General features: G+C 67.7%; 13 protein-coding genes and 1 pseudogene. 9 read left to right on the top strand and 5 right to left on the bottom strand.

Annotated features, from left to right (window positions below; translation table 11 throughout):
* The 5 genes from MHY29_RS02220 to MHY29_RS02200 form a co-directional block, all read left to right on the top strand.
* On the top strand, positions 1-619 hold a 619-nt coding region (locus tag MHY29_RS02220; protein WP_049158844.1), incomplete at its 5' end, for an AAA family ATPase.
* Between the two features lie 191 nt (positions 620-810).
* Positions 811-1,341 (top strand): TetR/AcrR family transcriptional regulator, encoded by a 531-nt coding sequence (locus MHY29_RS02215; protein ID WP_002857203.1) that lies wholly within the window; start codon positions 811-813, stop codon positions 1,339-1,341.
* Entirely contained in the window at positions 1,338-1,682 is a 345-nt protein-coding gene (locus MHY29_RS02210) for a multidrug efflux SMR transporter (protein ID WP_002857204.1), read from the top strand. Before MHY29_RS02215 ends, MHY29_RS02210 begins: the two co-directional genes overlap by 4 nt.
* Positions 1,682-2,011 carry a multidrug efflux SMR transporter gene (locus MHY29_RS02205; RefSeq protein WP_002857205.1) on the top strand — a complete coding sequence of 110 codons (330 nt, stop codon included), beginning with the start codon at positions 1,682-1,684 and terminating at the stop codon, positions 2,009-2,011. The genes MHY29_RS02210 and MHY29_RS02205 overlap by 1 nt, the downstream gene beginning before the upstream one ends.
* A gap of 373 nt (positions 2,012-2,384) precedes the next feature.
* Positions 2,385-3,203: an AAA family ATPase gene (locus MHY29_RS02200; RefSeq protein WP_370450140.1), complete on the top strand. Its 819-nt coding sequence runs from the start codon at positions 2,385-2,387 to the stop codon at positions 3,201-3,203.
* A 154-nt stretch (positions 3,204-3,357) separates the two neighbouring features.
* On the opposite strand, the gene MHY29_RS02195 is transcribed toward MHY29_RS02200, so the two are convergent.
* Both MHY29_RS02195 and MHY29_RS02190 read right to left on the bottom strand, forming a co-directional pair.
* Entirely contained in the window at positions 3,358-4,029 is a 672-nt protein-coding gene (locus tag MHY29_RS02195; protein WP_036334971.1) for a metal-dependent transcriptional regulator, read from the bottom strand.
* Positions 4,030-4,054: 25 nt separating this feature from the next.
* Positions 4,055-5,329: an Nramp family divalent metal transporter gene (locus tag MHY29_RS02190; protein ID WP_002857208.1), complete on the bottom strand. Its 1,275-nt coding sequence runs from the start codon at positions 5,327-5,329 to the stop codon at positions 4,055-4,057.
* Between the two features lie 190 nt (positions 5,330-5,519).
* Here MHY29_RS02190 and MHY29_RS02185 point away from each other — a divergent pair, with 190 nt between their 5' ends.
* From MHY29_RS02185 to MHY29_RS02170, 4 genes and pseudogenes are all read left to right on the top strand, one after another.
* Entirely contained in the window at positions 5,520-5,672 is a 153-nt protein-coding gene (locus MHY29_RS02185) for a hypothetical protein (RefSeq protein ID WP_002857209.1), read from the top strand.
* Positions 5,673-5,718: 46 nt separating this feature from the next.
* Positions 5,719-6,611, top strand: a pseudogene (locus MHY29_RS02180) (IS5 family transposase); the annotation flags it as partial.
* 864 nt (positions 6,612-7,475) lie between these two features.
* Entirely contained in the window at positions 7,476-7,862 is a 387-nt protein-coding gene (locus MHY29_RS02175; protein ID WP_087114788.1) for a MerR family transcriptional regulator, read from the top strand.
* 114 nt (positions 7,863-7,976) lie between these two features.
* Complete coding sequence (locus MHY29_RS02170; protein WP_002857214.1) at positions 7,977-9,524, top strand: SulP family inorganic anion transporter; 1,548 nt, start codon at positions 7,977-7,979, stop codon at positions 9,522-9,524.
* Between the two features lie 466 nt (positions 9,525-9,990).
* On the opposite strand, the gene MHY29_RS02165 is transcribed toward MHY29_RS02170, so the two are convergent.
* The 3 genes from MHY29_RS02165 to MHY29_RS02155 all read right to left on the bottom strand — a co-directional run bounded on the left by MHY29_RS02165 (position 9,991) and on the right by MHY29_RS02155 (position 11,750).
* On the bottom strand, positions 9,991-10,287 hold the full coding sequence (locus tag MHY29_RS02165; RefSeq protein WP_036334967.1) for a hypothetical protein: 297 nt from the start codon (positions 10,285-10,287) through the stop codon (positions 9,991-9,993).
* Positions 10,284-11,054, bottom strand: coding sequence for a ParA family protein (locus MHY29_RS02160; protein ID WP_239238080.1), 771 nt, complete (start codon positions 11,052-11,054; stop codon positions 10,284-10,286). Before MHY29_RS02160 ends, MHY29_RS02165 begins: the two co-directional genes overlap by 4 nt.
* A gap of 183 nt (positions 11,055-11,237) precedes the next feature.
* Positions 11,238-11,750: a hypothetical protein gene (locus MHY29_RS02155; RefSeq protein WP_002857217.1), complete on the bottom strand. Its 513-nt coding sequence runs from the start codon at positions 11,748-11,750 to the stop codon at positions 11,238-11,240.
* Positions 11,751-12,107 lie beyond the last annotated feature (357 nt).

The following is a 12,107-nucleotide window of genomic DNA, read 5'->3' as shown; positions in this document are numbered from 1 at the left end:
CACCAAGATCTATGCCGCGGCCCACCGCGCCCGGACCGTCTTCTACACGCCCGAGGTCTCCGCGACGATGCGCGCCCTGCAAGAGGACCTCCGGCACGACATGATCCGCACCGAACGCTGCATCGAGGAACACCTCGTCCTCCACGGCGGCCACGTCGACCACGCGCACGGCCCCAACCCGTCACTGCTCGAGCTGATCATCATCGATGAGTCCGAACGCCTCACCGGCAACGCCATCGAGTGGCTCCGCGACCAGTACGACCGAACAGGCATCGCGATGATCCTGATCGGCATGCCCGGCATCGAGAAGCAGTTCACTCACTACCCACAGCTCTACAGCCGACTCGGGTTCGCCCACCAGTACCGCCCCCTCGGCCACGACGAGCTGCTGTTCGTCCTCGAACGTCAATGGCGCAAGCTCGGCAAGACCCTCGACCCCGACGACTTCACTGACGCGCAAGCCATCGCCGCCGTCGAACGCATCACCCGCGGCAACTTCCGTCTCCTCGAACGTCTCCTCCCACAGATTCAACGTGTCCTGAAGATCAACGAGCTCGACGTCATCACCAACGACGTCGTCGAAGCCGCCCGCAGCACCCTCGTCATCGGCACCACCTAACCCGACACGGAACGCAGCGAAAACCGCGACACAGAGCGAAGCTGCTCACACGGGACACTCGGCGCCGCGGATTTTCGCGGCGCTCGGCGTCGTATCTGTGTGTGCCGGTAAGCGATCCCCTTACGGGACGCCTGCTACCCATAGCGCTATGTCACTTGACCGACCAAACGTTTGGTCGGTACTCTCGGGGCATGGCAAAGACGACCGAGCAGCTGCTCGATGATGCGATCGCCGTGCTGCGGCGCGGTGGCGTGGTGACGATCGATTCCGTCGCCTCCGAAGCAGGCATGAGTAAGGCGGGGGTGGTGCATCACTTCTCCTCGAAGGAGGCGCTGATGGTCGGCGTCGTCAATCGGGTGATGGACCTCTGGGAGGGACAGCTCGCCGCGACGATCGGGGAGGTCACCGATCCGGTCGAGCGGCTGCGCGCGTATGTGGACTTCGAGGTGCTCTCCGATTTCGACGGGGGCGATCTCGCGCTGCTCGCGGATGTGAAGCTGCGCGACACTCTCGCCGCCCAGTGGCGGGAGCGCCTGCGGCCCTGGTTCGGGGAGGACGCACCCGGCGACGCTGGCCAGAAAGCCGCGTTGCAGTCGGCGCGTCTGATCGCTGACGGCGCCTGGACCGACCAGGCGCTCGGACTTCTGAGCATGACCGGTGAGCAGCGTGCACTCGTGCGCGGCATCGCCCAACGACTGATCGATGAAGGAGTACAGAAATGAAGTGGGTGTTCCTCGCCGGGGCGATCGCGCTCGAGGTGACAGGCTCCCTGTCACTGAAAGCTGCCGTCGACGCCCCCGGATTCTTCGCGCTCGTCGCGGTCGGCTACATCGGAACGTTCACGCTCCTGGCCGGCGCGCTCAAGCAGGGCATGCCCCTCGGCGTCGGGTACGGCATCTGGGGAGCCGCCGGAGTGGCCCTGACCGCGATCCTCTCCGCAGTCATCTTCGGAGAGCCGCTGACCGCGCTGATGACCCTCGGCATCGCCGTCGTCATCGGCGGGGTCCTGTGCGTCGAGCTCGGCTCGCAGGCCGCGACGAAGAAGCGTGAAGGGACCGTCTGATGGCCTACCTGTTCCTCATCATCGCGATCATCTTCGAGGTCGCCGGCACCCTCTCGCTGCGCATGGCGACCTCCGGCTCCAAGAAGAAGGGCCTGTGGCTGCTCGCCGTCCTCGGCGGCTACGGCATCGCGTTCTTCGGCATCACCATGGCCCTCGTGGAGGGCCTGGCCCTCGGAGTCGCCTACGGCATCTGGGCCGCGTCCGGTGTCGCGCTCACCGCGGTCCTCAGCCGCATCCTCTTCAAGGAACCGCTGACCAAGGTGATGGCGGCCGGTATCGGCCTGATCATCGTCGGGGTGCTCATGATCGAGCTCGGAGCCGCGCACTGACCCCCGCGCCGGTGGCCGCCGATCCATCTCAGGCGCGATCCGCGGCCGCCGGCGCCTCAGAGCCTGCGGCGGCACGATGTCCAGACGACGCGCCCCGTCTCTCTAGCCAGTTCCGCCTCGCAGCTACGCTCACCTCATGACCCGGATGAGCGTGCTCGAGGCCTGGACCTGGATCAACGAGTACGGCAGCGCGATCGGCGCCGTCGCCGGCGTTGTCGCCGCGCTCGTCGCGATCATCGCGCTCATCTCCGCCGCCCTGGACAGCAAAGCCCGATCCCAGCCGATGATCGCCGCCGAGTTCCGCCCCGCGGTCGATAGCGACTCCTCCATCGACTTCATCATCACCAACCTCGGACCGACCCCCGCGCGAGACATCACCGTCACCTTTAATCCGCCCATAGTCATCCCCGACGACTCCGACCGGCTCCTCGCGCCCTACCTCGTCAAGCGCTACGAACGCCCCATCCCGGTTCTTAACCCGGGCCAGATTCTCTCGAACACCTGGTGGGCCGGCCGCGCCGGCACCGGGAACGAGCTCACAAACCACGAACCGACGCCCGACGAGGTGAACGTCACCAAGATCTATGCCGCGGCCCACCGCGCCCGGACCGTCTTCTACACGCCCGAGGTCTCCGCGACGATGCGCGCCCTGCAAGAGGACCTCCGGCACGACATGATCCGCACCGAACGCTGCATCGAGGAACACCTCGTCCTCCACGGCGGCCACGTCGACCACGCGCACGGCCCCAACCCGTCACTGCTCGAGCTGATCATCATCGATGAGTCCGAACGCCTCACCGGCAACGCCATCGAGTGGCTCCGCGACCAGTACGACCGAACAGGCATCGCGATGATCCTGATCGGCATGCCCGGCATCGAGAAGCAGTTCACTCACTACCCACAGCTCTACAGCCGACTCGGGTTCGCCCACCAGTACCGCCCCCTCGGCCACGACGAGCTGCTGTTCGTCCTCGAACGTCAATGGCGCAAGCTCGGCAAGACCCTCGACCCCGACGACTTCACTGACGCGCAAGCCATCGCCGCCGTCGAACGCATCACCCGCGGCAACTTCCGTCTCCTCGAACGTCTCCTCCCACAGATTCAACGTGTCCTGAAGATCAACGAGCTCGACGTCATCACCAACGACGTCGTCGAAGCCGCCCGCAGCACCCTCGTCATCGGCACCACCTAACCCGACACGGAACGCAGCGAAAACCGCGACACAGAGCGAAGCTGCTCACACGTGATGCTCTCGTTGGCGGACGGGGTGTGTAAAGGGGTATACCCCCTTGGACAGCCTGCTTCTCGACGGGGCGGCACCGCTGCGCAATGAAGGTGGGGACGATTCATCCTCGAGTCGAGCTCGGCACCAGCCAGATGGCAGCCGCATCCGTCTCGATGAGTTCCACGGGCCCGACTGCGACCACGCGCAGTCGGAAGTGGCCGGCCTCGGCCACCTCGACGACACTGTCGGGAACGATTCCGGCCTGCTGGAAGCAGATCAGACGCTGCGGGTCGGCGTCGGAGATGCGTAGGACCCGGTAGAACCCCGGCTCGGCTGCATCCAGGCGGACCGCGTGGGCCGGCCGCTCCCGCTGCCCTGCGGGAGTGGGGATGGGGTCGCCGTGGGGATCGTGCGTGGGGTGGCCCAGCATCTGATCGATCCGCTCGATCAGCTCGTCGGAGGCGGCGTGCTCGAGTCGTTCGGCTTCCGCGTGGACCTCGTCCCAGGAGTAGCCTAGGCTCGCGGCGAGGAAGCTTTCCAGCAGCCGGTGCCGGCGGACCATCGCGATCGCGTGCTCGCATCCCTTCCCGGTGAGGGTCACGGGCTTGTAGGGCTGGTACTCGACCAGGCCCTGGGCTGCCAGGCGCTTGACCGTCTCGGTGACGTTGGGCGCGGTGGTGCCCATGCGTGCGGCCAGGCTCTTCGTGCTCAGCGGCGCGTCTCCCCACTCCGTGGCGGACCAGATCGCCTTGAGGTAGTCCTGGGCCACCGGAGTGATCTCGTCGAGGCTCATGGCCTGCACGATAGCGGGACCTCCTTCACCCCTGCCCGGTCAACGTCAGCCACAGCAGCACGGCGTTCAGGGCCACGATCAGAGCCACGACCACCCATGCCACCGTCTGCAGGGGCGTGGAGTTCGCGTGTCGGCCCATCACGGCCCGGGCACCGGTCAGTCGGACCAGGGGGATCATGGCAAAGGGGATGCCGATACTGAGCAGCACCTGGGAGAGGACGAGCGCCCAGGTGGGGTCCACCCCGGAGGCGATGACCAGCAGCGCGGGGATCAGCGTGAGCACCCGCCGCAGCATCTGAGGGATGCGCCAGCGCAGCAGCCCGCCCATGATCTCCGACCCCGCATAGGAGCCCACCGCGGTGGAGGCCAGCCCGGAGGCCAACAGGCCGACGCCGAAGAGCACGCCCACCGCCGGCCCCAGTGCGGTCGTGATCGCCGCGTGGGCGCCTTCGATGCTGTCCGTCCCGGAGACCCCGGAGAGATTGGCCGCCGCCAGCAGCAGCATCGCGATGTTCACCGACCCTGCCACCAGAAGCGACAGCCCCACATCCCACCGGGTGGCCCGCAGCAGCCTGCCAAGGGTGCCCGGATGAGCGTGGGCCCCCTGATGGCGGTCACGCGCCAGAGCTGAGTGCACATAGATCGCGTGGGGCATCACCGTGGCCCCCAACATGCCGGCCGCCAGGAGCACCGTCTGGGTTCCCTCGAACCGGGGGACCATGCCCGCCACGGCCTCACCCCAGGAGATGGGCCCGTAGAACAGTCCCGAGACGAACCCGAGGGTGATCACGGCCAGCAGGCCCATGACGACGAACTCGAAGGGCTGCTGCCCGCGCCGGGACTGCACACCCAACAGGATCATCGAGACCACCCCGACGATCACCCCGCCGGCCAGCAGGGGGATACCGAAGAGGATGTGCAGGGCAATGGCCCCTCCGATCACCTCGGCCAGATCCGTGGCGGCGGCCACGATCTCCGCCTGCACCCAGTACGCCAAACGCCGCCCGCGCGGCAACCGGTGCCCCAGCAGCTCCGGAAGCGAGCGGCCGGTGACGAGCCCGAGCTTCGCCGAGAGGTACTGCACGAGCATGGCCATCAGGTTCGCTGCGACCAGCACCCAGACCAGCAGGTACCCGTACTGGGCCCCCGCCGTCAGGTTCGCAGCCACATTGCCGGGGTCCACATAGGCCACCGCCGCCACGAAGGCCGGCCCCAGCAGCCGCATTCCCCGACGACCGGGGCGATCCACCCTCTCCACGGCGACCTTGCCATCCGCCGGCCGATCCACACCGGCGGTCATCCGAGGCTCCAATGGCGATGCATGCATGAGATTTAACATACCTGAACTCTGAGGAGACAGGTGGTCTGACCACACCCCGGCACCCCGGCAGTCTCAGATGCACCGACGGCCGTAGCCGAACACTCCTGCTTTCACGAACCTAATCGTGTGCACCTGAATTCTTTTGTGTGCCCTAACTGGAGTACCCCTCATGGAAATCTCCCGCCGTTCAGTAGCCACCGGCCTCGCCTGGGCCGTGCCGGCCGTGGCCGCATCGACGGCCGCGCCCGCCATGGCCGCCTCCTCCTGCGCGGGGTACACCGCAGGCAAGCCCCTCCCAGCCTCGGCGTTCACCCTGACCTAGGGCGTGTCTGAGAATAGATGCACGAGTCAGCTGAGACCCTGGGGACATGTCCCGGTTCCAGATGCTCTCCGACGCCCAATGGGAGTTGATCGCCCCGATGCTCCCGACCCGGACCGGCCGCGCCGGCAGGCCGTTCGCCGACGCCCGCACCATGGTGGAGGCGATCATCTACCGGTACCGGTGCGGAATCGCTTGGAGGGATCTGCCCGAGGTCTACGGGCCCTGGCAGACCGTGTGGACCTGGCATCGGCGCTTGGCCGAAAAAGGCACATGGGACACAGTGCTGGCCACGCTGACCGCCGCCGCTGACGCCGAAGGCCTGATCGATTGGTCGGTCTCGGTGGACTCCACGATCGCCCGCGCCCACCAGCACGCGACGAACATCACCCGCCACACAGGGGGATGGATCGAACTACAAGAATCCGCGTGAGGAGCCGGCCGATCACGGCATCGGGCGCTCCCGTGGCGGGCTGAGCACGAAGATCCATCAGCTCGTCGATGGGACCGGGCTGCCGCTGGTCAGCCTGATCACCCCCGGCCAGGTGAGGGGACTCCCCGATGCTGCTTCCTCTTCTGGAGCAGCTGCGCGTGACCCGGCCAGTAGGGCGGCCCCGGACCCGCCCCGAGGCCGTGCTGGGCGATAAGGCGTACTCCTCCCGGGCGATCCGCACCCACCTACGTGCCCGTGGGATCAAAGCGGTCATCCCCGAACCGGCCGACCAGCAGGGCCACCGCAGACGGCGCGGTGCCCGCGGCGGGCGCCCCGTCAGCCTCGACGCGGACGCCTACAAGGGCCGCAACGTCATCGAGCGTCAGTACGCTCACCTGAAGCAGTGGCGGGGTCTGGCGACCCGGTATGACAAGTACGCGATCATCTACAGGGCCGCTGTGGTCCTGAATGCTGTGCTCGCATGGTCAAAACGATTGTCAGACATGCCCTACCTGCGCATCACCAACGAGACGCTCGGCAGGCTGTCCAACAAGCAGGTGGCCCTCGATTTCGACTTCCGCCTCAGCGACGAGGCCGCGGCCTGCGGGGTGCGCACCGGATCCGTCTCCTCCACCAGCAACGGCGGCACCTCCCGGATCGCCTTGAACAACGGGAAGACCTACAACGCGACCAACGGCCTCGCCGTCCCGGCCAACGGATCCGTAGGACGCACCGACGGTACCTGCCGGCTCGGCCTGGACCGCACTGAGGCCTGCGGCACCACGGGGCAGTCCCCCTACAGCGTCGCCGGGTCCACGGGCGCCAGCTCGACCGCCGTCACGGCCATCTCCCTCTACCGGTCCATCACGGTCTCCGGCTACGGCACCACCGTCGTCTACCTCAACGCCACGGGTGTGGGCACCAACCTGTCCGTGAGCGCCGCACCGCTGATCTGACCCCCGCACGACGGACCGCCATGCCGCCTCTGAAGGATCAGGACCTCGCCCTCACACCAGGACAACGCCCCCACCATCCCCTGAGGGACAGGGGGTCGCTTCTGGCATACCCGAGTGGACGCATCATCCCCAGGCGAAGGGGAGCCAGACGCTCAGGCGGGCGGGTGGCTTTGCGCACGGTGAGCGGGCACCACCTTCGGCATTCGGCAGCCTCCCTGGCCGTGCCGGCTTCCTCTGCTCGAACGCGGACCGCCCATGGGACACGCGAAGGAAGCCGGTGCCTCCTGCCCGCACCCCTGGAGAGGATGGTCCCTGCCTGTGCCACCCCAGTAGGCTCAGGTGGTCGTATTCATCCAGTTCAGCAAGAGCTTCATGCTGCGCTCAACCACATCCACGAACCAGCCAAAGGGGATACCCATGGTTGCCGACTCCGAGGCGGCAATGCCCGGCCACGCCATGAAGATCGGCGAGGTGGCCGGGCGCACCGGCCTGTCCCTGCGTTCCATCCGCCACTACGACGACGTCGGCCTCGTTCCGCCATCCGCGCGCAGCGAGGGCGGATTCCGGCTCTACACCGAGGACGACGTGACCCGCCTGCTGCGCGTCATGCGCATCACCCCGCTCGGCTTCAGTCTCGAGGAGACCGCCCTCCTGCTCGAGGTTCTCGAGGGGCCGGCCGCCGAGGCGCCGCGGGAGGACATCGCGGCGTACCTGGAGCGGGCGCGGAAGGGGCGGGCCACACTCGCCCGGAAGCTGCGCCAGGCGGACGAGCTGCTGGCCGAGCTCGAGGCGCTCGGGGACTGACCCACCCGCCCCGGTCCGCTAGCCAGCGCACGCACTCGGCACCCGCGGTGATCTCCGCCATGCATCCGACAATCCGCGCCAAACCTACCCTCACGTAAGAGTAGGGTTCCTCTCATGACACCTGCCTCCACTGCCTCCGCCCGCGTGGCGGCCCCGCCAAACTCGCGCGAACCCTCGCCCGAGCAGCTGCAGTCCGTCCGCCTGACCCTCCGCTCACCCGGCCGCCTCAAGACCGAGGTCCTCGCCGGCCTCGTCGTCGCGCTGGCCCTGATCCCCGAGGCCATCGCCTTCGCGCTCATCGCGGGTGTCGACCCGCAGGTGGGCCTGTTCGCCGCGGCCACCATGGCCATGACCATCGCGTTCGTGGGCGGACGGCCGGCCATGGTCTCGGCGGCCACGGCCGCGACGGCCCTCGTCGTCGCGCCCTTGGTGGCCTCCCATGGACTCGACCACTTGATCGCCGCGGTGATCCTGGCCGGAGGGTTGCAGGTGGTCCTGGGGCTGCTCGGCGTCGCGAAGCTCATGCGGTTCGTCCCGCGCTCGGTGATGGTGGGTTTCGTCAATGCCCTGGCCATCCTGATCTTCACCTCGCAGCTGCCGGACCTGATGGGCGTGCCGTGGCTGGTGTACCCGCTGACCGCCCTCGGCCTTGCGATCATCCTGCTGCTGCCGCGCGTCACCACGGCCGTCCCGGCCCCGCTCGTAGCGATCGTCGTCGTCACCGTGATCGTGCTGCTGGCCGGCGCGGACGTGCCCACGGTGGGGGACAAGGGCCGTCTGCCGGACTCTCTGCCCGCCCTGCTGGTGCCGGATGTGCCGTTCACGCTGGAGACGCTGCAGCTGCTGTTCCCATACGCGCTCGGCATGGCCGTCGTCGGCCTGCTCGAGTCCCTCATGACCGCCAAGCTCGTGGACGACATCACAGACACCCACTCCTCCAAGACCCGCGAGTCCTGGGGCCAGGGCGTCGCGAACGTGGTCTCGGGGCTGTTCGGGGGCATGGGCGGCTGTGCCATGGTCGGCCAGACCATGATCAACGTGAAGGCCTCCGGGGCCCGCACCCGGATCTCCACCTTCATGGCGGGCGTGTTCGTGCTGATCCTGTCCGTCACGCTGGGTGACGTGGTGGCGCTTGTGCCCATGGCCGCGCTCGTGGCCGTGATGATCTTCGTGTCCCTGGCCACCTTCGACTGGCACTCGATCCGGCCGTCCACGCTGGCCTTCATGCCCAAGTCCGAAACCGCCGTGATGCTCGTGACCGTGGCGGCCACCGTCCTCACCCACAACCTCGCGATCGGCGTGGGCCTGGGCGTGCTCGCGGCCATGGTCATGTTCGCCCAGCGGGTCTCGCACTTGGCCACCGTCACCCGCACCCTCGAGGGGCAGGGGCGCGACGCCGTCGCGCGCTACCGCGTGCAGGGCGAGCTGTTCTTCGCCTCCTCCAACGACCTCTACACGCAGTTCGACTACGCGGGCGACCCCGCGCGCGTGGTGATCGACTTCAGCCAGGCGCACCTGTGGGACGCCTCCACGATCGCGGCGCTGGACGCCGTCGAGGAGAAGTACCGGCGGCACGGGGCGACGGTGGAGATCACCGGTCTCAACGTGGCCAGCCGGGCGATGCGCGCTCGGATGTCCGGCCGCCTCGGCGGGGGCCACTGAGACAGGGTTCGCGCACCCCTGACCCTGCTCGATGCCTCGGGGTCAGGGGTGCCCATGAATCACGGGCACTGAACAGCACCGGGCCTGCCTCCATTTGACCCCCGCCCACACGCCCAGTCAGGACCGCTGGCGCAATGGCACCGGCGTCTGCTGAGGATCGCGCGTGGTTGTCGCCGCCTCGGCGCGTGTGAGACGAGGGCGGCAGATTCGGTCGTTTATGGCGTGGCTCCCAGACGCCTCCGGCAGTCTCCACAACTCGCCTGCCAGACGGCCGAAGACTGGCCCCAGTCAGTTCGCCACAACACCGGCCCCAGCAGGGTTTGTGGCAGACGCCTTTCAGCCTGCCCACGTTGCGCAGGGAACACGAGGCCGGCACCCAGGACGCACAGGGGTCCTCAGCCCTGGAGGGGCAGGTATCTCTGATGGCCTGAAGGATCAGCTCAGACCCCTCGACCTGGCGCACCGGTCAGTGCATCAGGTGCGCGCGGACCAGAGCCTCGATGACCGCTGCCTGGCTGGGCGTTGCCGGGTTCATGGCCGCTTCTCGACGCACCGCGTCGCGGATCGCTTCGGGCACCCGCACGTTCAGCGCCACGGTCGGTGCCCCACGCCGGGCTAGGGGCACATACCCGCCGGCCGGGTCCGAGGCTGTTGCCGGCTCTGCGGGGATCACCGCTCCGGGAGCCGGGGTCTGGGGGGCCGGGCTGGGCTTGCGGCGCTGTGCTCGCAGGCTCAGGTCGGGTTCGGACTGCTTCTCGTTCATGCGGTGATCCTTTCGAAGATGAGGCCGGCCAGGTCGGCGTAGGCGGTGGCGACGGGTTCGCCCTTCTCGTAGCGGCCCAGCCAGTCGCAGGCCAGACGTGCCTTGGGGACGATGGAGCGGGCCGGCACCAGGGGGGTGAGCAGCAGCCCGGTCTCGCGCAGCTCCTCGACGGCGACGGTCTGGTCCTTGGGGGTGATGTGGTCTCGGTAGTCCGAGACGACGATGCCCACCTCGGTGAGCCGGTCTGCAGCTCCCAGCAGGGCCATGGACTGTTTGAACGCGGCCACGCTCTGGCGGGCCCCGTGCACCCCGTCGCAACCGTCCGAGGTGGGGCGGGCGGCGTAGATCACCCCGTCTGAGGCGGTGAACGCGTTCTGGGTCAGCGGCCCGCCCTGACGGTTGGGACAGTCGATGACCACCAGATCAGCCTGCAGACCGGACAAGGCCATGCGCAGACGCAGATGGGCGTGGTCCGCGCGGTCGGCTTCCTGGTGAGACAAGGACCGGTCAGAGGGGACCACGCGAAGGTTCTCGTGCCAGCCGGAGGGCACGGCAAGATCCTGGATCCAGCCGGTGGGGTCGGGGTTGCCAATCACCGCGCCGATATGCAGGCCAGGCTCGGTAGGTTCCACGTCCACCCATTTCGTGGCAGCCGCACGAGGATCCAGATCGATCAAGACCACCTGTCGGCCCTGCTCAGCCCAGGACATGGCCAGGGAAACGGCCGTCGTCGTCTTGGCGACACCGCCGGCCTCGGAGTAGACCATCAAGGTATGCATGCACGCATGCTTTCATGCTTGCTTACTAGTAAGCAAGCATGAAAGCGTGCTGACTTGCTAGCGCGCAAGTTAGATAGCTAGCTTGCTAGCAAGTTTTTCTTGGTGCCCACTCGCACTAACCAAGAGTGGAAAGAGTCCTCACGGAACTACCGAAGCCTTCAGAGCCGCCCATTAGGTGCACTGACCGGGGAAGTTGATCGACCCGATCGAGTTCAGCTGGTCGTCTGCGTGCAGAAGGTCGTAGAGGTCCGCGTAGTCGGCGTCGGAGAGCTTGCCGCTCCAGTTCGCTGCTGCGACCTCCCCGAACTCACCGGGCCGGGTCACGGTGTAGGCCGGGTCATCGGTGGGTGCGGGGTCGATGTAGGGGTAACTGGCGAGGTAGGAGAGCACTTCGTCACGGGGCAGAAGGCCCGCCGCGTAGAGGTCGATGACTTCGGCCGGCCACAGCGGATGCGTAGCGGGCCTATCGGCCAGGCTCGTGCGGGCACGGGCGAGGTATTCGCTGATGCTCGACTGGGCTCGGCCGAGCGCACCGGCAAGCTGCTGCTGGGTCACTCCCGCCTCGGCGGCCTTGACGAGCTGCACCCGACGCAGCACGGCAAGGGCGACGGTGGTGCCCTGGAGCTGTGCAAGCTGCTGGGTGGCCTCGTCAGGAGTGCTCGGGGGGATCAGGGTCAGGGTCATGGGGCACCTCTTTCGTCCACTCACAGAATATCGGGTACCCGATAAAGAGGGAGGGGTGCACACCGAACCGCGCCTGGACCTTAATGAGGACTCTGGCGTAGCCGATCACATCCTGGCGGGGTAGCTACTGACTGGTCATGTCCGGCTCCTGTCCTGGGGGCTCTGCGGGCCGTTCGGGCTTGTTGTGCTCGGATTCTGCCTGGTCGGGGCTACGAGCCGGGGAGAGGGCTCGGGGACTGGTGGAACACCCTGCCCGGACCTGCCAGCCTGTAGGAGCGGGGGGAGCGGCGCGGCGTGCCTCCGGTCCCCTGATAGGCCCAAAAGGGCGGATCGTGGTGGGGACTAGAGGCTCCGGTG

Origin of the sequence: Micrococcus sp. ACRRV (assembly GCF_022346985.1) — a bacterium.
Classification (GTDB): domain Bacteria; phylum Actinomycetota; class Actinomycetes; order Actinomycetales; family Micrococcaceae; genus Micrococcus; species Micrococcus porci.
The sequence above is the reverse complement of the archived record's forward strand: the minus strand, read 5'-3'. Positions and strand labels throughout refer to the sequence as shown.